20 protein-coding genes are annotated in these 19,202 nt (G+C 61.9%); 10 read left to right on the top strand and 10 right to left on the bottom strand.

What is annotated here, in order from left to right; translation table 11 throughout:
* Positions 1–137 precede the first annotated feature (137 nt).
* Positions 138–1,079 (top strand): dihydrodipicolinate synthase family protein, encoded by a 942-nt coding sequence (locus CH295_RS06260; protein WP_037193826.1) that lies wholly within the window; start codon positions 138–140, stop codon positions 1,077–1,079.
* Between the two features lie 289 nt (positions 1,080–1,368).
* Positions 1,369–2,547, top strand: coding sequence for an Nramp family divalent metal transporter (locus tag CH295_RS06255; RefSeq protein ID WP_094634673.1), 1,179 nt, complete (start codon positions 1,369–1,371; stop codon positions 2,545–2,547).
* A 76-nt stretch (positions 2,548–2,623) separates the two neighbouring features.
* On the opposite strand, the gene CH295_RS06250 is transcribed toward CH295_RS06255, so the two are convergent.
* Complete coding sequence (locus CH295_RS06250; protein WP_094740074.1) at positions 2,624–3,541, bottom strand: EamA family transporter; 918 nt, start codon at positions 3,539–3,541, stop codon at positions 2,624–2,626.
* 105 nt (positions 3,542–3,646) lie between these two features.
* On the opposite strand from CH295_RS06250, the gene CH295_RS06245 reads away from it, so the two are divergent.
* Both CH295_RS06245 and CH295_RS06240 read left to right on the top strand, forming a co-directional pair.
* A complete protein-coding gene (locus CH295_RS06245) occupies positions 3,647–4,147 on the top strand; it encodes a MarR family winged helix-turn-helix transcriptional regulator (protein ID WP_094740073.1) in 501 nt (166 codons plus the stop codon).
* A gap of 24 nt (positions 4,148–4,171) precedes the next feature.
* The gene (locus CH295_RS06240; protein WP_094740072.1) at positions 4,172–4,741 is read left to right on the top strand and encodes a cysteine hydrolase family protein; all 570 of its coding nucleotides are present in this window, start codon (positions 4,172–4,174) and stop codon (positions 4,739–4,741) included.
* A 662-nt stretch (positions 4,742–5,403) separates the two neighbouring features.
* Here the strand turns inward: CH295_RS06240 and CH295_RS27470 are convergent.
* From CH295_RS27470 to CH295_RS06215, 6 genes are all read right to left on the bottom strand, one after another.
* The gene (locus tag CH295_RS27470) at positions 5,404–6,822 is read right to left on the bottom strand and encodes a hypothetical protein (RefSeq protein ID WP_141216962.1); all 1,419 of its coding nucleotides are present in this window, start codon (positions 6,820–6,822) and stop codon (positions 5,404–5,406) included.
* An 846-nt stretch (positions 6,823–7,668) separates the two neighbouring features.
* On the bottom strand, positions 7,669–8,049 hold the full coding sequence (locus tag CH295_RS28495; RefSeq protein ID WP_170945772.1) for a universal stress protein: 381 nt from the start codon (positions 8,047–8,049) through the stop codon (positions 7,669–7,671).
* A gap of 55 nt (positions 8,050–8,104) precedes the next feature.
* A complete protein-coding gene (locus tag CH295_RS28490) occupies positions 8,105–8,290 on the bottom strand; it encodes a fluoride efflux transporter FluC (RefSeq protein ID WP_353955456.1) in 186 nt (61 codons plus the stop codon).
* Positions 8,291–8,348: 58 nt separating this feature from the next.
* Entirely contained in the window at positions 8,349–8,477 is a 129-nt protein-coding gene (locus CH295_RS28485; protein ID WP_353955455.1) for a hypothetical protein, read from the bottom strand.
* The gene (locus CH295_RS06220; protein ID WP_252341926.1) at positions 8,474–8,842 is read right to left on the bottom strand and encodes a fluoride efflux transporter FluC; all 369 of its coding nucleotides are present in this window, start codon (positions 8,840–8,842) and stop codon (positions 8,474–8,476) included. Before CH295_RS06220 ends, CH295_RS28485 begins: the two co-directional genes overlap by 4 nt.
* Before the next feature lie 247 nt (positions 8,843–9,089).
* Positions 9,090–10,235, bottom strand: coding sequence for a citrate/2-methylcitrate synthase (locus CH295_RS06215; RefSeq protein WP_094740069.1), 1,146 nt, complete (start codon positions 10,233–10,235; stop codon positions 9,090–9,092).
* A gap of 89 nt (positions 10,236–10,324) precedes the next feature.
* Between CH295_RS06215 and CH295_RS06210 the strand changes: the two genes are divergently transcribed.
* The gene (locus tag CH295_RS06210; RefSeq protein WP_252341925.1) at positions 10,325–11,533 is read left to right on the top strand and encodes a citrate synthase; all 1,209 of its coding nucleotides are present in this window, start codon (positions 10,325–10,327) and stop codon (positions 11,531–11,533) included.
* On the opposite strand, the gene CH295_RS06205 is transcribed toward CH295_RS06210, so the two are convergent.
* Positions 11,527–12,165 carry a TetR/AcrR family transcriptional regulator gene (locus tag CH295_RS06205; protein ID WP_094740067.1) on the bottom strand — a complete coding sequence of 213 codons (639 nt, stop codon included), beginning with the start codon at positions 12,163–12,165 and terminating at the stop codon, positions 11,527–11,529. The two genes, CH295_RS06210 and CH295_RS06205, sit on opposite strands and share 7 nt — an antisense overlap.
* A gap of 246 nt (positions 12,166–12,411) precedes the next feature.
* Here CH295_RS06205 and CH295_RS06200 point away from each other — a divergent pair, with 246 nt between their 5' ends.
* From CH295_RS06200 to CH295_RS06190, 3 genes are read left to right on the top strand one after another with little or no spacing between them, the layout of a single operon-like run.
* Positions 12,412–13,536, top strand: coding sequence for a DUF5938 domain-containing protein (locus CH295_RS06200; protein WP_094740066.1), 1,125 nt, complete (start codon positions 12,412–12,414; stop codon positions 13,534–13,536).
* An 11-nt stretch (positions 13,537–13,547) separates the two neighbouring features.
* Positions 13,548–15,104 carry an acyl-CoA synthetase gene (locus CH295_RS06195; protein ID WP_094740065.1) on the top strand — a complete coding sequence of 519 codons (1,557 nt, stop codon included), beginning with the start codon at positions 13,548–13,550 and terminating at the stop codon, positions 15,102–15,104.
* A complete protein-coding gene (locus tag CH295_RS06190) occupies positions 15,101–15,856 on the top strand; it encodes an SDR family NAD(P)-dependent oxidoreductase (RefSeq protein WP_094630199.1) in 756 nt (251 codons plus the stop codon). Before CH295_RS06195 ends, CH295_RS06190 begins: the two co-directional genes overlap by 4 nt.
* A gap of 16 nt (positions 15,857–15,872) precedes the next feature.
* Here CH295_RS06190 and CH295_RS06185 read toward each other — a convergent pair whose 3' ends face one another.
* A complete protein-coding gene (locus tag CH295_RS06185) occupies positions 15,873–16,805 on the bottom strand; it encodes a TIGR01777 family oxidoreductase (protein WP_094740064.1) in 933 nt (310 codons plus the stop codon).
* A complete protein-coding gene (locus CH295_RS06180) occupies positions 16,802–17,473 on the bottom strand; it encodes a TetR/AcrR family transcriptional regulator (protein ID WP_094740063.1) in 672 nt (223 codons plus the stop codon). Before CH295_RS06180 ends, CH295_RS06185 begins: the two co-directional genes overlap by 4 nt.
* A 191-nt stretch (positions 17,474–17,664) precedes the next feature.
* Between CH295_RS06180 and CH295_RS06175 the strand changes: the two genes are divergently transcribed.
* Together CH295_RS06175 and CH295_RS06170 are read left to right on the top strand one after the other, a co-directional pair.
* Entirely contained in the window at positions 17,665–18,081 is a 417-nt protein-coding gene (locus CH295_RS06175; RefSeq protein ID WP_094740062.1) for a polyketide cyclase, read from the top strand.
* A 10-nt stretch (positions 18,082–18,091) separates the two neighbouring features.
* Positions 18,092–18,856: a class I SAM-dependent methyltransferase gene (locus CH295_RS06170; protein WP_353955454.1), complete on the top strand. Its 765-nt coding sequence runs from the start codon at positions 18,092–18,094 to the stop codon at positions 18,854–18,856.
* The last annotated feature ends 346 nt before the right edge of the window (positions 18,857–19,202 follow it).

Here is a 19,202-nt window from a genome sequence, read left to right as displayed (position 1 = left end):
ACGTTTGCACCGGCGTAGGGAAACGCCCGTCACTCCGCATCTCGAAAGTGATGGTTGACACATTCATGGCAGTGGGCTTAGCGTGATGCAAACGTTCCCGACAACGTTCCCATCAGATTCTCGAGAAGGACGACAACATGAATTCACTCGATCTCCGCGGACTCAGCCCGGCACCGATCACGCCGTTCACTCGCGACGGCGAGGTGGACTACGACGCAATCCAGCGCCTCGGGTCCTGGCTCGGCAGCGTCGATGGCGTCAAGAGTCTGGTCGTCCTCGGCCACGCGGGTGAAGGCACGTTCCTCACCCAGACCGAGCAGGCCAAAGTGATCGGTGCCTTTCGCGATTCGGTCGACGGAAAGCTTCCGATCATCGCCGGCATCACCGGGGAAGGTACCGCCGTGTCGGTCGAAGAAGCCAAGCGCGCAGTCGACGCGGGTGCGTCGGGCGGCCTGGTCTACCCGTCGCACGGTTGGCTGCGCTTCGGCTACCAGGACGGCGCACCGCAGGACCGCTACAAGGCACTGTACGAAGGGTCGGGCCTGCCTCTGATCCTGTTCCAGTACCCGGACGTCACCAAGGCGACGTACAACCTCGACACCCAGCTCGAAATCGCTGCTCAGGAGGGCGTTTTCGCCACGAAGAACGGCGTTCGGAACATGCGCCGCTGGGACCGTGAGATTCCGGTTCTGCGTAAGGAGAACCCGGACCTGCAGATCCTCAGCTGCCACGACGAGTACCTGCTGCACACCATGTTCGACGTCGACGGGCTCCTCGTCGGCTACGGCGGATTGGCTCCCGAACCCCTCGTCGAGCTCATCGCCGCAGGCAAGGCCAAGGACTACCCGGCCGCACGCGCCATCCACGACCGACTCCTGCCCGTCACCGCGAACGTCTACCACCGCGGATCTCACATGGAGGGCACCGTCGCGCTCAAGGAAGGCCTGGTCCACCGCGGCATCCTCGAGCACGCCACCGTCCGCTCGCCGCTGCTGCCACTCGCCGCAGGCGCTCACGAAGAGATCGCAGCAGCACTCGACTCCGCGAACCTCGGCTCGGTAGTACCCGCGCTGGTCTGAGTTCCTTCACAGGATCAGACCGCGTCAGATCACTCGGTAGGCATCGATGGCCATCTTCCTGTGGCCATCGATGCCGCACACCGACCTTCGCTCGTACTTTTCGTATCCGCTCCCCACCGCGTCGAGCCGAGGGCACACTGCCTCTAGTAGCGAGTACGGAGCGTCACCAGAAAGGCTCGTCATGAGTCATCCCCGCACGACCCCGGTGGCACCAGCTGCGTCCACCATCACCGCAGACGGACCGCCTGCCATGTCGAATCGATGGAAGACCGTCCTGAGCACGCTGGCCATGGCGGGTCCCGCCTTCATCGCCGGTGCCTGGCAGTTCGGCCCGGGAAACCTGGCCAGTGCGGTCGAAGCAGGCAGCAAGTACGGCTACGCGTTGATCTGGGTCGTCGTGTTGTCGACGGTGTTCATGCTCGTCTACGCCGACATGAGCGTGCGTCTGGGTATACGCACGCCGAAGTCGTTGATCAGCTCGGTCAAAGACGTCCTCGGTCAGCGCGTCGGTGTCGCAGCCGGAATCGGCGTCTTCGTCATCACACTCTGCTTCTCGGTCGGCAACGCCGTCGGATCCGGGCTCGGGCTGTCGATGGTCTTCGGCGGCTCCCCGCTGATCTGGACGATAGCGTGCACGGTATTCGTCGCCCTGATCCTGTTGTTCCGCAACGTCTATCGCATAGTCGAGCGAGTCCTGCTCGTCATCGTCGGACTTCTCGGTGCCGCGTTCATCATCAGCGCAGTCATTGCCAAGCCCGACTGGTACATGGCACTCAGCGGAGTCATGCCCAGTGCCCCTCCCGGAAGCATGCTGCTCATCGTCGCTCTCGTGGGCACCAACTTCTCGCTCAACGCAGCGTTCTTCACCTCCTACGGCATTCATGAGCGGGGCCGTACCAGAGATGAATATCGTCGAACCTCCATCGCCGACACCATTCCCGGCATCGTCGCCCCCGGCATCATGACCGCACTCGTCATCGTCGTGGCCGCCGCCGTTCTCGGGAGCCAGAACGCCGAAGCGGCAACCCTGGTCGGACTCGCCAAGATCTTCGAACCCATCGCGGGGCCCATCGGATCCACGATCTTCGCGCTCGGATTGTCGGGAGCTGCGTTCTCGTCCATGGTCGCCAACGCAACCGCCGGCGGCACGATGCTCTCCGACGCACTGGGGCGAGGGGCCTCACCGAGTACCCCGACGGCAAAGGCGACGTGCGCTGCAATCCTGGCATTCGGCCTGGCGATCACGATCGTGTTCACCTCGTCGCCGATCCAACTGATCATCGTCGCTCAGGCTCTGACCGTGCTGGTGGCCCCGTTCCTCGGCTTCCTGCTCTACGTGATGAGTAACAACCGTCAGTTGATGGGGGATCTCCGAAACACGTGGTGGAAGAACGCACTCGGCGTCCTCGGCTTCCTGTCCATCCTGTCTCTGTCGGGTCTGCTGATCTACGAACTGCTGACTCGGTAGCCCGTCGAGTCGAAGCGAATCCCGGGTGGGAGCTCTTACGAGCGCCCGCCCGGGATTCTCTGCATGCGGCCAACCGTCACCGTGCGTTTCTCGGCATGAACTGTCCGGCTGTCGAACCGATGAGTGCAACGCCGAATCCAGCGCATTGCAGTGCTGTCATGTTCTGTCCCAACATGATCCAACCGAGGGCGGCTGCGGTGAGCGGACTGAGGACGCCGAGCAGGGAAATGCTTGCCGAGGGCAGCGCGCGGGCACCGCGGAACCACAACGCGTACGCCATCGCGCCGCCGATCACCGAAAGCCACGCGTAGCCGAGTACAGCCTCGGCGTCGATGGCCCACGGACCGTCGTCGACGATCGGAATCAACGGGAAGATCACCATGCCGCCGACGAGTAGTTGCCACGCAGTGGAATTGAGCGGATTGGTGTTCGGCGGCACACCCCAACGCTTGGTGAGGACGATGCCGGTCGCCATGCTGGCGGTACCGATGGCCGCGGCGGCGAGGCCGATCGCGTCGAGTCGAACGGTGCTCGAGATCGTCGTCAGCGCGACCCCGACTGCAGCGACGAGGGCCCATCCGATCTGCACAGGACGCGTGCGTCCCCACCCGAGCGCCGTGGACATCGCGATGATGACGAGAGGTTGCGCAGAACCGACGACGGCTGCGGTGCCTCCAGGAAGCCGGTAGGCCGCTACGAACAGCATCGGAAAGAACAATCCGATGTTCAACACGCCGAGGACAGTGGTCTTCAGTCGCCAACCGCGTCCTGGAATCCCCGGTGAGATGAGTAGAAGCAGCAGCCCCGCCGGAACGGCGCGAAGAACACCGGCGGTCATGGGTCGATCCGGCGGGAGAAGCTCGGAGGTCACCAAATATGTTGTCCCCCAGACAATGGGGGCCAGTGCGGCCGCGGCGGTGATTCCGAGAGTCGAGGATGCGCTGCGTGGATCCCGAGCGTGGGTCGAATCAGCATCGGTATGTGATGCCCGCATCTCGCCTCCTGGTTCGGAAATCATCTTAACGTTGAACTATCCCTGCGTTGAACAGTATGCGTATGCTTGCCGGACGTCAACGGTTCAGCGGTGAGGGGTCAGTAGGTGTCGGACGAGGTGCAGGATGCAGTGGATCGGATCCTGCAACAGTGGACGGTCGAGCGGCCCGATGTCGATGTCAGCCCGATGGCAGTCATCGGGCGCATCAGTCGAGCTGCATCCGTTCTGGACAAGCGTATTCAGGTGACTTTGGCCGAGTATGGTTTGCAGCCAGGCGAATTCGATCTGATCGCTACGCTTCGGCGCACCGGAGCCCCGCATCGCCTCACCGTGGGGCAGTTGCTCGACAGTGCGATGGTGACGTCGGGAGCCATCACGAACCGCTTGAATCGGCTCACGGACAAAGGGCTGATCGAACGCGAAATCGACCCGACAAACCGTCGAGTGGTCATCGTGCAATTGACGGCTGCAGGGATTTCGGCTGTGGATGCAGCGCTACCGGCACACGTGGCGAACGAGGAAGCGCTGCTGACATCACTTACTCCCGGCGAGCGAAGCCAACTTGCTGCCCTGCTGAAGCGACTACTGCTCGACATTCAGCAGTAGCAACCTCGTCGTATCCTTGGCCACATGGGCGAATCGCAGATCGACTTCCGAAGGCCCGCTCTCATCGTCGTCGATGTACAGGCGGGATTCGACGATGCCGAGTTCTGGGGTCCGCGGGACAACCCGTCGTGTGAAGGCAACATCGCCGCTCTACTTCGCTTGTGGCGGTTCAAGTCTTGGCCGGTGGTGTTCGTCCGACACGACTCCGACAACCCCCGATCTCCCCTGTCGCCGAGCGGTTCCGGGCACGCGTTCAAAGACGTCATCGAAGGAAGTCCCGACCTGCTTATCAGCAAACAGGTCAATTCGAGCTTCTACGGCACGCCGGATCTCGATGCCTGGCTACGCGCCGAAGGCATCGACCAGGTCGTCATCTGCGGAATCACGACAAACCACTGCTGCGAGACGACGGCTCGCATGGCCGGAAACCTCGGATACGACACGTACTTCGTCATCGACGCCACTCACACCTTCGATCGCCTCGCCCTCGACGGAACCACCGTTCCTGCCGCGACGTTGTCGGCCATGACTGCGACCAACCTGCACGGGGAATTTGCGACGGTGGTGACGACGGAGGACTTGCTTTTGACCTGATGCTCGTGCATTTTGATACGTCTCGGCTTTGGTAGACGTTCCGGGGTGTGCCAGTCGGCCTGGTCGTGGGCATCGTCGCGGTCGGCGACGGCTCGTCAGCCGGGTTTGGGGGTCTCGACCTAAACAATTACGGTCATGCCGGACCGAATGAAGGCAGCAAGTGTGGCGAACGCTCATTGACGACGCGCCCCTGCCGTCCCGGATCGACCTCAGATGGGTTGCGTTCGAGAGTGGACTTTGGAAATAAGATGGGACTCGGAGATCTAGCGTCCACGGCGACAACCCAGGTTCTTGCTCCGACTCCAAGTGCTCATGCCAACGGAGACATGGGTTTGTTGCGTGCTTGTCGTCGTCTCCAACCACAGGGGTGCACCCTGTGTATCAAGGCAATGTGTCTCCGAGAGTAGAACCGGCTTCGTCGGGAGAGGGAGGTGCTCCACGGTCCAGTCCGGCGACGAAGTCCACCGTGAGCGGTTCATCGATCACGCCGGCGAGTGCGTCCAATTCAAGACTCGACGGCTTCGGGATCTGCGAACGAGTGACACCACCGGGCAGGTACCATCCACTCGACATGCCGCTGTAGAACTCGTCCCTCTTTTGCTCAGGTTTGCGGTCGTCGGATCTCCCTCTAGCCAACTTCGATCCGGACCCGGCCGTGGTGGTCATGTCAGTTCCGTTCTGCCTGTGAATTGTGCTTGGACCATGCTACGGAAGAACCAGCAGGTAAGGATACCTATGAGGTTGCCTGCAGCCAGTCCACACACCAGAATCCATGCCCATTGCCATGGTCGATCAGTCAGATGGGTTGGGTCGGAGGCCACGCTAGCCGGGCCGTGCACCCCACCATTTTCGGCTGAACTTACAAAACTGGGCAGCACGCTGTAGAACCATGCACCCAGGAGCGAAGTTGCGAGTGTCACGATGCTGGAGACTCGGGCCGCAACAGTTGGGCCGCTGATCGTGTCGTTCTGGCTAAGGCCGAGCCAAGTTCCCGCTATTGCCGGCAGGGCAAGCAAAACAGCGAGAATGTCGGTCTTGTTGAGCTGCGTGTAACCCAAGTGGTCAATTGTCGCAATGACAAGCAAGATCGTCGAGGCCAGTGAAGCCAGTGCCGCCTGACCAACTGACCCAGGTACACGCTCGAAGAACGTGCATTCGTAGTAGGAGTCGCGAAGGTCATTGGTTCCGCTGAAATAGAGATGAGCATGTCGTTGGCCAAGTCTGCGTCGCATCGCATACTGATTTGAGCTGAGGTCGACATCCACGTTGCTCGGCCAATTAACCACTCGCTGGCGTCCAAGGTATGTTCTCTCGGGACCCTTGATATTTGCGTGGAAACTGGCCGTGCGGCTGGCGTTTTTGAGCTCGTGAGCTATTGACGTCGGGGGTATTCCCAAATATCGGCGCGGAATTCCCTGTAGCCATTCAGCCCACAGTCGCTTATTTGTTCCGGATCCGGTGACCTTGACGAAATACCGGTCAGGGATCAGCCGGTAGATCAATCTAATCCTGAATGTTCCAGTGCCATCCAACTGCTCCGGGGGTTTTCCTGCTACAACTAGCAGCGGATACTCTCCCGCAATTACTCTGATCATTTTGTTGATGGATAGTAGAAGTCGGCCGCCGTTGACGGTGGTTGGCAGTAAGGCTACTGCATCGGTCAGGTCGATTACCTTGGAGTCCTCGACCGGTTTGGTTGACACAAGCAGTGCGGCAAGGCTTAACTCGGTCGAGTGTCCGGATGCATCCAATGTCTGAAATTGGACCAAGGCGGTACCGCCGGCTTGCTTGAGTAGTCGTCTGATGACCGATAAGATGTACCCGGCCGCGCGTGTATTCGGTAGCGAAGAAAGCCTGCGATCCTCGTGGTCGAAGAACTTCAAGCCGTCACGCAGTACGCCCCTTTTTACGAGATCTGTAGGTACAACTGCTGTAGTCCCGCTGGAAGAAAAGCGATACGAGTATGTGGACTCGACCCGAACTGATCTGGTCATTGGTTCAACGGACTCGGTAATGCGCTCGATTACTGTGCTTGGGTACGCAATGCTATTGGAGAAATTTACGGCCGCTTCATCCGTCATGCCAGTGTCCCAGCTTGTGGCGGCCAGCAATACTATGCTCTGCAATGGCGGAGTGATAATACGGCCCGTAATGCGTCGTGATTTCGTATGAAATCTCCAACTCAGAGAGTAGTAAACTACCAAGGTTGCCGTAGCTATTGCGAGCAGAATGAGTGGAGCCAGAATCATTGTTGACCCACTTGCACTTGAAAAAGCAATCAAGTTGACCGCTATTCCGAAGGCTCCGTAGCCGAACGTACCCACCGCCAGGCGGGCCCATCGCATCAACGCCGCCCTTTCGCCGTCGCTGTGACGGCCTTTCGATGAGTCGAGTTCAGGTTGCCACCGGCCAGCGTCAACTGCGTCGATGAATAGTGCAAATCAGGCCCCCGCCACTCTGATCCGACATCAGACCATCAATGTTCTCCAGTTGTAAAGTGTTAACATTATGGCCCGACAAGGCCGGCCTTGGTGCGGGTGAACTGGAATTTCATTCGGGTAGATGACTCGTGACCATTGCCCGTTACGCTACGTTTGTCTGATTCGGCAACATGCATTTCATGACTGACGCCACCGGTGAGGGAAGTCGGCGGACGTCCGCAGCGGTGATGGCGTGGGCTTGTGAAACCGGGATCACGCGAGTGGAGCTGATGGCGACGCCCTCCGGGCGGGACATCTTCGGCCGGAGCGGTGTCACGCTAGCGCTTCTCCTACCCTGCGGGCGCAGTTGTGACGAGGTTCGGTCGAGTCAGGCGGGAACTGTGAGGACAGGCCGATGACCGTATCGAGCGAGATTGTCGGCTGCGGACTCGCCGCCCAATCTGCGTAGCACCGAGACAAACCCGCAGCTGGACGCACCCAGGACGGTCATCTGATCTTTGTACTTCCGTCCGAAAGACTCCAGTGCGCTGCCGGGAGTTCCGTAGATCGCACCGCAGGTTCGTGGCTTGTCCGCTCGGTCGAGTGCTGAGACATCGCGGTCACGTTCGCGACCCGCCTAAGCCTCGGTGTCCTCTTCGTAGGTGTTTGAGTCAGGGTCGACGGGTGGTCAGCGGTGTCGATGACGTGCACGACGAGCACAGATCCTCCGATCCCCGAGGCGAACTGTAGCGACCACGTCAGTGCGCGATGCGAGATGTCGCCGCCGTCGTAACCGACCACCAGCGGGCACTTGTGAGTATGGGGACCACCGTCCGGTCCGTCGATGTGTTCTACTGCGCTGCGTCCGCGGTGGTGTGGATCTGCCATTACGCCCTCCACGAATCGGGCACTGCCAGAACGAACATGCGGGGCGCTCGACATGTCACCAGATGTACGCCGTTGCGACGATGGATACCGCGACTGCCACGGTGGTGCAGAGCGCTGTGCCGATGGAGTTGGACGCCGCGAGCTTGTAGCGCCGACGTCCGAGCAGGCGCGCGGTCTCGACACTTGCGGTGCTGAAAGTGGTGAAGCCGCCGCATAATCCGACACCGACTATTGTCTGCACCTGTTCCGGGCGCAGATCGAAACGCCACCAACCCCGTGACGATACCGAGGACGGCCGATCAGGTGACGTTGATCAGCACTGTGGCGTAGGGGAATTTGGTCTTCAACCGTGCCCGGATGGCGCCGTCCAGCGCGAATCTGCTTACTGCACCGGCACTTCCGGCGAGAACGACCCACAGCGCGATCATCGCTCGTCCTCTACGTGGACACCGAACCGCTGCGAGAGAACGATGCCTGCTCCGGCCGCCAACGTACCGATTGGCAGACTGATGGTCGTGTACAACGCGGCAGCTACCACGCGATGATCTCGCAGCAGCTCCACGGTTTCGAGAGCGAACGAGCTGTAGGTAGTGTACGAGTCGAGTACGCCGGTGCCGATGCGCAGCCGAACCTGGCGTCGCCAGCCATTGTCTGGTCCGGACAAAGCGAGCCGTTCGAGCAACATTCCGAACACGAAAGCTCCGGTGAGGTTGATGACGACCGTGGTGAACGGGAACGAACCCGAACCGGCCGGATAAGCGGACTCCGCGCCGTAGCGAATACCGGTACCCACCAGACCGCCGAAAGCTACCGCGCGATCGCCATCGGTTGGTGGTGCAGCGGAAGCAACGAACCCGGGCTGTCCGGATCTATCGGCATGAATCGGTCGGCGGCGGTAGCGCCGTGCGTCTCTCGAAATTTATCATCAATCTGCTCCATATCTGCAGACATGCGAGTGCCGAGACAGCGACTGTCCTCGGTCCGGGGAACCGAGGTTCGGTTCCGGCGAGCCCGACCGCCGCCAGTGCGCAGTGGCGTGATTAGGTGCCCTGGGCGGCACTTGACCGCACCACTGCCGAAGGCACTGGGCCGCCGTAGCGGGCGATCGGGCGAATGATCTTGCTGTCGTGCGACTGCTCGACGATGTTGGCGCACCACCCGACCATCCGGCTGCATGCGAAGGTGGGCGTGAACATCGACCGCGGAATTCCGCACAGCTCCATCACGACGCCGGCGTAGTACTCGACATTGGCGTACAGCTTGCGGTCCGGCTTCAGATCGGCGAGCGCAGCGGCGATGACCTTCTCGACCTGAACCGCCTTGTCGATGAGCTCACCGCCCATCTCCTGCGCAGTCTCGCGCAGCATCACCGATCGGGGGTCATCTGTTCTGTAGACCGGATGCCCGAATCCCATGATGCGGTCGCCCGCAGTGATCTTCGTGCGTGCCCAGGCATCGGCGGAGTCGATGTCGGCAATCTCGTCCAGCCCGTCGAGAGCCCGATCGGGCGCACCCCCGTGCAACGGACCAGCGAAGGCACCGATCGCGGCACACACTGCGGATGCGATGTCGGATCCCGTTGACGCCACGACTCGCGCAGTGAAGGTCGACGCGTTGAACCCGTGATCGATCGTGGCGGTGAGATATCGATCGATCGCTCGGGCACGATCGGCGTCGGGCACCTGTCCGGTGATCATGAACAGCCAGTTCTGAGCCGTGGTCAGGTCCTCGCGTGGATCGATCGGCACCTGGCCGGCCCGAATCCTGTGTACGGCAGCCAGGATGGTCGGTGTCATCGCACACAGACTCAGCGCGGTCGCACGCTTGTCCGATTCCGACGACTCGTACAGCGGCACAGCGCCGGCCACTCCCGACAACACCGTCCGTAACGCGAAGAGTGGTTGCTCCGGACCCGACAGTGCCACTGTCTTCACGGCCGCTGCGACGTCCTTGGGCAGCACGCGCAGTGGTGCCACCGTGCGCAGGAACCCGGCGCGCTCGGAGTCGCTCGGCAACCGGCCCTCGACCATGAGGAACCACGCGTCCTCGAAGGTCAGGTGTAGCGCGATGTCGATCGCCGAGTATTGCCGGTAGTGATAAAAGCCTTCGTCGCCGCGTACATCTCCGATCGATGTGGTGGTGACGACGACGTTGTGGAGCCCCCGTGGGGCGTCGAGAACGGTCATGGCTGCACTCCTTTGCGCTGGTCAACCCCTACGATCCGCGCTAATGTTGATTCTTGTCAATGTTGATCAAGTCAATGCGGAAGGCGGACATGACGCACGCCGACGGTTGGAACATGCTCACCACCACGCAGGCCGCCGCACGACTGGGCGTCAAGCCGGAAACGGTGTATGCCTACGTCAGCCGCGGTCTGTTGACCAGCACTCGACTACCCGGAGTGCGCGGGAGCGTGTTCGACGTCGACGAGGTGGAATCTCTCGCCGGACGCGATACTGCTCGGCGCACCGATATCGGTGCGGTGGAGCGAATTCGGACTCGGATCACGCTCATCGACGATGGTCATCTCTACTACCGGGGGCGTGACGCGGTCGAGCTCAGCTCACGTACTTTCGAGTCGGTCGCACAGTTCGTGTGGACGGGTGAGCTGGTGGACGGAGCGCAGTTCGTCACCGATCCTGTTGTCGTACAACGATGCCGAGAGGCACTTGAGTTGCTGTCGCCTGATTGCCGGTCCATCGATCGGATCCGCATTGCCGTCGACATCGCGTCCACCTACCGCCCGATGAGATTCGACACCGGGTACACATCCGTTGTCCGCGAGGCAGGGCAGCTGCTGCTGACGGTCGCAGCAGCCCTCGGTGGTGGTTCCTCTGAGCTTCTGATCGCCGAATCGGTCTGGGAGGCAATCGAGTCCGACGCATCCGATCCGAATGGTCGGGTGGTGCTGCAGGCCGCGCTCGTTCTGATGGCCGACCACGGTCTGGCTGCGTCGACGCTCGGAGTGCGGGTTGCGGCGAGCACCCGGGCCAATCTGTACTCGATAGTCTCGGCGGGACTCGGCTGTATCGACGGCCCCCTGCACGGCTCGGCCGCCGATCCCGTGCACCGTTTCCTGGCGACGGCAATCGATGATCCGATAGGCGCTCTCGCAACACAATTGAGGTCCGGGGAGCGGGTGCCCGGCTTCGGGCACGTCATCTACACCGACCGAGACCCTCGCGCCGAGGAAGTACTGCGATTGCTTCGGGACCCCGCTCACGGTGCGGACCCCGTGGTGGTCGCTGCTGCGGACACGATAATCGAGGAGGTGAGTAGCAGATTCGATACCTTTCCGAACTCGGATTTCGCTCTCGCCACGTTCACGCTCGCCTACGGACTCAGGGCAGACACGCCGGAGATGCTGTTCGCACTGGCCCGGATCGTGGGGTGGACGGCACACGCCCTCGAAGAATACGGCGAAGAGCCCCTGCGCTTTCGAGTTCCCGGCATCTACACGGGGACTCGGCCGGGAACCTACTGAGGCGTCGGGAAATCCAGTAACGCGAACGCAGCATGCAGTTGGCGACGCGCTGCGGTGATCTCGGCTGTGTTGTCGGCCAGGTGATGCAGGAGGGCGCGCTGAAAGATGCCGTCGAGAAGGATGTAGGCGGAGGCCTTGTCGAGTGCAGGCGTAGTGCCGCGAAGTTCGCAGTATCGAGCCACCACACGCCAGATCATGTCCTCGCGACGTTCCTCGATCTCGAGCACGTCGTTGCGGAACGAACCGTCGAACAGGGCTTGATTGCGCAGGTCGTACCAGAGTCGATGAATGCCGGCGTCCGCAGCCAGAGTGGCGAAATACTTCGCCTCGAAGTCCGCGTACAAGCCGGTGGCGTCGACCGCGTTGGCCACCACCTCGTCGTAACGAGTGACGCAGATGGCCTCGTACTTGCGAACGGCGTGCGTGATGAGGTCGAGTTTGTCGGTGAAGTAGTAGTGCAGAACGCCGTGCGAATACTCGGAATTCTGGGCGATCTCCCGCAGTGACGTGCGGGCATAGCCCAATTCGGCCAGCGTGTGCAGTGTCGCCTCGGCCAGTTCGGTCCGCTTGGACTCGAACTTGTTGCGGGCTCGCTCTTCGATACGCGCGCGCGGATCAGCGGTCTGGGTCATGGTCCGGGTCCTCTCCGCGCGTGGTCGTCAACCCAGTGTATGCCCGACGGCCGATCGGGGGATGTCGGCGTCGCGCAAATCCTGGGCAGTTGTCAAGAAAAAGCTTGACGTCTGTACAAATTCTATCCTAGTGTGATGCGCAGCACACGTCAGAAGGGCGGATGTTCCCCACGTCCCCTCCGGTGCTCGCAGTCTCAACCCATCTCGGTCCGCCGTGCGGACGGGCCGATCACGAGAGGACCTTCCATGCCAACCGACAAGCGTGTCGTCGTCTACGGTGCGTCGGGCTACACCGGCCGACTGATCTGTGAATACCTGCGCGAGTACAACATTCCCTTCCTGGCCGCCGGACGCGACGAAGGCCGCGTCAAAGGCATCATCGACGTGGTTCCCGGCATCGAGACCGTCGAACACGACGTCGTCGAGGTGGAACACACCTCAGAGGCCCTCGCCGAGGCATTCCGGGGCGCGGAGATCGTCCTCAACACGGTCGGACCGTTCTCGCGATACGGCCACGAAGTTGCGCAGGCGTGCATCGAGATCGGCGCGCACTACACCGACACCACGGGTGAGCAGGACTGGATGATCGACGCCGAGGCCAAGTACGGCTCGGAATTCGCTGCCCGAAACCTGGTACTCACACCAGGTTTGGCACAGATGTACAGCATCGGCGAGATCGCCGCGAACATCTGCCTCGAGACGCCGGGGCTGGACACACTCGACATCGAGGTCTTCTGGAAGGGGCACCCGACGGTCGCGTCGACGAACACGATCCTCACCAACGCCGCGTTCTCCAAGGCCTACTACCTGGAGCAGAACGAATACGTCGAATGGCCGGACGACGGCGTCATGCAGGTCGTCGTGCCCGGCCAGCACGACCTGGGCCTGGCTCTTCCCTGGGGCGGGACATCCCATCCGGTGTGGTTCAAGAACGACCCGCGCGTAGCGAACGCCCGGGCGCTCGGCGGCGTCATGAACAAGCCTCTCATGCTGGCGGTGCCCCAAATCATCTCCGCCGCAATGGCTCAGATGGAGGGCAAGTCCGATGCGGAGAAGTATCAGATCATCGACACGGTGGCAGGCTCGGTACGAAGCGAGACACCTCCCCGAGAAAACCCGCGCATCAACACCTCGCTCGATTCGGTCTACGCGTCGGGACCGCTCGGTCGCGTGCACACCGTGATTCACGGCAACTGCAACTACAAGCAGACTGCACTGCTCAACGCCTACGCAGCGGCGCATCTGCTGCAGGGGCCGCCGAAGAAGGTCGGATTCGCCTCGAGCTGCCAGGCATTCGGACATCGAGAACTGCTCGGCGTGCTTCGCGCGTTCGGGCTGGTGCTCGAACCCATCGTCACTGCACACAGCTGAGGACAGGGTCGATGCGGCTGTCCGATTACCTCGACAAGGGTGTGTCACTGGGCCGAGACGCACCCTGTCTCACCATCGGTCACACCACCCGAAACTACGGCCAGGTGTACGACGACACGGTGGCCATCGCCGCAGCGCTGCAGCACAACGGGATCGAGGCAGGTGACCGGGTCGCTGTGCTCTCCGCCAACGACCCGCTCGCGCTGACCTGTGTATTCGCGATCTCGCGGGCAGGGGCGGTGTGGTGCCCGATCAATCCACGCAACGAAGCCGACGAGAATCGGCAGCTGTTCGAGCTGTTCGGCTGCCGATTCCTGTTCTTCCAGAAAGCCTTCGCCGATCTCGTCGGTCGCATTCGCGACCAGCTTCCTCGGTTGGAATGGCTCGTCTGTCTGGACGGCGACGTGCCGGGAGCGCTCTCGTACGACAGCTGGCTCGTCGAACACGGTTCCGATTCTGTTGCCGACAGACGACCGGCGGACGGATTGTGCATGATCGCCGGCACGGGCGGTACGACCGGAAAACCCAAGGGGGTGAGGCTGACCGAGGAGAACATGATGACCTCCACGGCAACAGCACTCATGAGTTATCCCTTCGGGGATCGGCCTCGGTACCTGGCTCTTGCACCGCTGACCCACTCTGCGGGCGTGCTGACGTTTCCCATTCTCAGTCTCGGCGGACACGTTGTGGTCATGGGCGCTCCCGACGTCGGAAAGTTCCTGTCCCTCATCGAGAAACACGGGATCACCCACGCGTTTCTGCCGCCGACGGTGATCTACGGCGTGCTCGATCATCCGGATCTCGACGTCACGGATCTGACGTCGCTTCGGTGCCTCTGGTACGGGGCCGCACCGATGTCGCCGACTCGACTGGAAGAGGCACTGACCCGCATCGGGCCGGTTCTCGGACAGCTCTTCGGCCAGACCGAAGCGCCGAACATGATCGCAACGCTCGCTCCGGCCGATCATTTCCGCAGCGACGGCACGGTCGCCACCGAGCGACTGAGTTCGGCAGGCAAGCCGACTCCCCTGACCACGGTGGCGATCATGAACGACGATGGTGGGCTGGTCGAGCGCGGTGAGCGCGGTGAGATCGTCGTTCGCGGTCCACTCGTGATGCAGGGCTATCACGAGAATCCCGACGCCACCGCCGAAGTGGGTGCCCACGGGTGGCACCACACCGGCGACATCGGGTACCTCGACGACGACGGTTACCTGTATGTCGTGGACCGCGCCAAGGACATGATCATCACGGGCGGGTTCAACGTCTACTCGGCCGAGGTGGAACAGGCCCTGCTGTCGCATCCGTCGGTGAAGGAATGCGCTGTCGTCGGGTTGCCCGACGACAAGTGGGGCGAACGCGTCACCGCAGCAGTCATGTTGCGACCCGGCCGGGACGCGTCGGACGAGGATCTGATCTCGCACGTGAAGGCGCGAATCGGAAGCATCAAGGCACCCAAACAGATTCAGATCTGGACCGACCTTCCCCGCTCGAAGGTGGGAAAGATCCTCAAGACCGAAGTACGCAGCACCATGTCTCACTCATCATCGAAGGGAAGCACACCATGACCGAGTTCGAGGGCAAGCGAGTTTTCGTGACCGGATCCGGAGCCGGCATCGGAAAAGCCATCTCCCAGATGTTCATCGAGCGTGGTGCTCGTGTCGTCGTCAGCGACATCGACGAAGGCGCAGCAGCCAAGGCGGCCGAGGAGATCGGTGCCGCCGGTATCGCGAACTGCGATGTGTCCGACGAGAGTCAGGTGCAGAGTGCGGTGGCGCAGGCCGTGGAGATTCTCGGCGGACTCGACATCGTCATCAACAACGCGGGAATCGAAGTGTCGTCGCCGCTGCTCCAGCAGTCGACGGAGAGCTTCGACAAGATCTACTCCGTCAACGTCAAGGGCACGTTCCTGGTGATGAAGGCCGCGATCGGTGCACTGGTCGAGTCGAAGGGAAACATCGTCAACATCGCCTCGCTCGCCGGAGTGGGCGGCACCGCACTGCTCGGGTCCTACTGTGCGACAAAGGCTGCCGTCATCCAGCTCACCCGCGTCGCTGCCATCGAGATGCGCGCATCGGGAGTGCGAGTGAATGCGGTGTGCCCCGGATTTGCCGATACCGCAATGGTCGACCGGTTGGTCCCGGACTTCGAAGCCGCGACCCAGATCCCGTTCGGCGACCTCGTCAAAGCCAAGCAGGGACGGCTGGGCACACCGGAGGACATCGCGGAAGTGACGTTGTTCCTCGCCTCCGACCGGGCGTCGTGGATTACCGGAAGTCACTACATCCTGGACGGAGGGCTGTCGGCGTCGCTCGTGTAGGCCCGAGGGCTCCCCGTCACCCCAGGGCGACGGGGAGCAACCCTCGTGGAGTGTTGGACGCGATGTCGGCGAGAGCATGGTTCAGTGTTGCGTGCTCGAACTCGAAGCCACTGTCCGTCAGTACTTTGGGGTCGACCCAGCGACTCTTCAGGACCAGTTCGGCTTCCGTGCGAATCACTCGTGCCCCGAATTGAAGCAGCCATGCCGGTGTCGGTAGACCGTGACTGCGGCCCAGTGCATTCCGGACCTGCCGCATCAGCTCCTCGTTGGTCACCGGGAACGGGGTAGCAACGTTGACCGGGCCGGAGATACCAGTGTTGTCGTAGAGGTGATCGAGGACGCGTCCGACATCGGCGACGTGGACCCAACTGAACATCTGGCCGCCGTCGCCCATCTTGCCGCCGAGCCCCACTCTGGCCAGATCGATGATCGGATTGATCGCCCCGCCGCCTGCGCCCAGCACGATCGACATACGAAGCGCCACTCTGCGAATGGCCACATCGGCGTCGAACAGCTCACGCTCCCAGGCGCGGGCGACCTCGACGGAGAATCCCGAGCCCATGTCGCCGGATCGTTCGTCCATCGGCCTGTCGCGCGAATCGCGATAGATGGTGCCGGTGCTGGCGTTGACCCACAGATCTGGAGCGTGTCGAACGCCCGCCAGGGCGCGGCCGAGCTGGGCCGTCGTCTGGATGCGCGAGGACATGATCTCGTCCGCGTTCGTCTTGTTGTAGCGACAGCTCACCGAGCGGCCTGCGAGATTGATGACCAGATCGGAGCCGTCGAGTACATCGACGAGGCTGCGATGATCGGACCACGTTGCATCGCTGGCGGTTCCGCGGCCGACGGTCCTGACGCCAACGCCGCGATCTTCGTAGGAGCGACGCAGGTACCGGCCGATGTAGCCGGAGGCACCGCACAGGACGACGGTCGATGGTGAATCACTCATTGTTCGAGCCCTTCTGGGGACGTCATTCGTTTCAACAGGCCGGCCACGTCGGTGACCAACCCCCGCGCCACTGGGAGGCGAGCGAGGCGTACGGCTTTGGCCACCACCGGAACGAGCCCGTCGACCAGAGTGCGGGTGCGTGCCTGGTTGTCCGAAGAATCGGTGACCCAGTGGAGGGTGACACCCATGTAGATCATCCAGAGCAGCTGTGGCAGAACATCCTTCAGAGATGACGGTACTTTCTGTTTCGACGTCTCCAAGGTGGTTCGCATGAGGTCGATGGCCATGGATCTGGCGTCGGACGACTCCTCCGAGAACGGACTGGAACTGGACCGGGTGGGCAATGCCAACTGTAGGAACGATCCACCGAAGGCGTGATACGGCACCATCACGTCGAGGCCGGAATGCAGCACAGCAGCAAGGTTTTCGGACAGTGATCCGCCGTCCACGAGGACGCGGAGTGCACGTTCGCGGTGATCGCGCTGGATCACCGTGTACAACTCGTTGACCAGTTCGTCCTTGCCGGCGAAGTAGTAATAGGCATTCCCGAGCGAGACGCCCGCTTCGTCGGCGATGCGACGCATTGTGGTCGCCTGGAACCCTTCCTCACGAAAGAGGCGTAGAGCTACCTCGACCACCTTGTCGCGAGTCTCGGACGTGCGAGCCATAGATTCACCTCGGTTCTGAACGTGTTCAAATTCGAACATAGACCTGTTTTTGAACACGTTCAAGTCTGCGGCATCCCGAGACCGCCGGTGGTCTGGGCATTGGTACCGACGACGATCGGTCGTCGCCGACCGTTTCGACTCCCGTCCCATTTGTGGAACCGAGGATGCCCGTCGGACGTAGGGTCGCTGCTATGAATCGAGAAGACGTCGTGGCAAGTCGCCATGTCAGCCAGGTCATCGGGCGTACACGGGATCAGGTCTACGAGTTCGCGGCGAATCCCGCGAACTTACCGAAATGGGCGGCGGGACTGGCGAACAGTCCGGTGACCATCGACGGCGATCGACTTCTCGCCGAATCGCCGATGGGTCAGGTCGAAGTCCGCTTCGTGCCACACAACGACCTCGGCGTGCTCGATCATGACGTGACACTTCCGTCGGGGACCACCGTGAACAATCCCGTGAGGGTGCTGACTCATCCGAACGGCGCGGAGATTCTGTTCACGGTCCGGCAAATCGAACTCAGCGACGAAGAATTCGAACGCGATCTCGACATGGTCGCCGACGACCTGCAAAGACTCAAGGAGGTGCTGGAAGCTCAGTCCGCTTGATTCAGCGGGTATGCCCGCGACACTCGCCGACCACGCGTGTCGATCAGCGTCGAGCCGTCGTCGGTACCCCCCGATGGATACTGGCTTCATGGTGCTGAGACGAATGGGAACGTCCTCTATCGGAGGCAGAGGGGCCCAGTGGCTTCGCGAGTTGAACGAGCGACATGCATGGAGTCACAACGACTACTTCCACAGCTGGATTCTGGCGAACTTGCCGGACCGACGTGGCCGCGCGCTCGATATGGGCTGCGGGCGGGCTGGACTGGTGCGAGTCTTGGCTTCTCATTTCGAGCACGTCGTCGGGGCCGATGCCGATGCGGAGATGCGACGAATCGCAGAGGCGACTTCTGCCGCGGTGGACAACGTGTCCATCACCGATCGCCAACTCGACTCCTGGGCAGGCGATTCGATCGATCTAGTGACCATGGTCGCCGTCCTGCATCATCTCGATATCGACGATGCCTTGCGTCATGTCGGGCGAATTCTTGCGCCGGGCGGGCGAGTGCTCATCGTCGGGCTTGCGCCACCGCGTAGTGCACGGGATCTGGTGTGGGATTCCGTGTCCATCGTGACCAATCCATTGATCGGATTCATCCACCGCCCATGGCCGAGTCCGGTGACAGCACCACCGCCACCGTTCCCGGTCAAGGATCCGGTGCTGAGCTTCGACGAGGTCGGTCACATGGTGGAAAAGCGGCTCCCGGGCGCGGTTATGCGACACCGCATAGGTTTTCGACACACAATCGAGTGGACGAAGCCGAGGTCCAGTTCATAGCCACGGCACGCGGCGTTCCCACCACGGCATCGTGGGTGTCCTCGATATTTCGACAGTCGCGTCTCGGTATCGCTCATCCAATTCGGCTACTGCGACGCGTAATCGGTGGGCATGCCGTCCATCGCGACGCATCAGGCGTTCGAGTCGATCCCGCGGACCGTCGCCGTAGAAGTGGCCGTCGCATGCCGGACAGCCAGTCAATCCGGTCGACAGCGGGACCCGATTGTCGCGTGCAGACCGACTCTTCCCGCTGACCTGTTTCTCGACGGACTCGACTCGCTGACGCCACTGCGTCAAGTATTGGAGTGCCCAACCATCAGTTCGCGCGGCACGCGCCCTGTGGGTG

It is taken from the genome of Rhodococcus sp. 14-2483-1-2 (genome assembly GCF_002259405.1).
Lineage (GTDB): Bacteria > Actinomycetota > Actinomycetes > Mycobacteriales > Mycobacteriaceae > Rhodococcoides.
The sequence above is the reverse complement of the archived record's forward strand: the minus strand, read 5'-3'. Positions and strand labels throughout refer to the sequence as shown.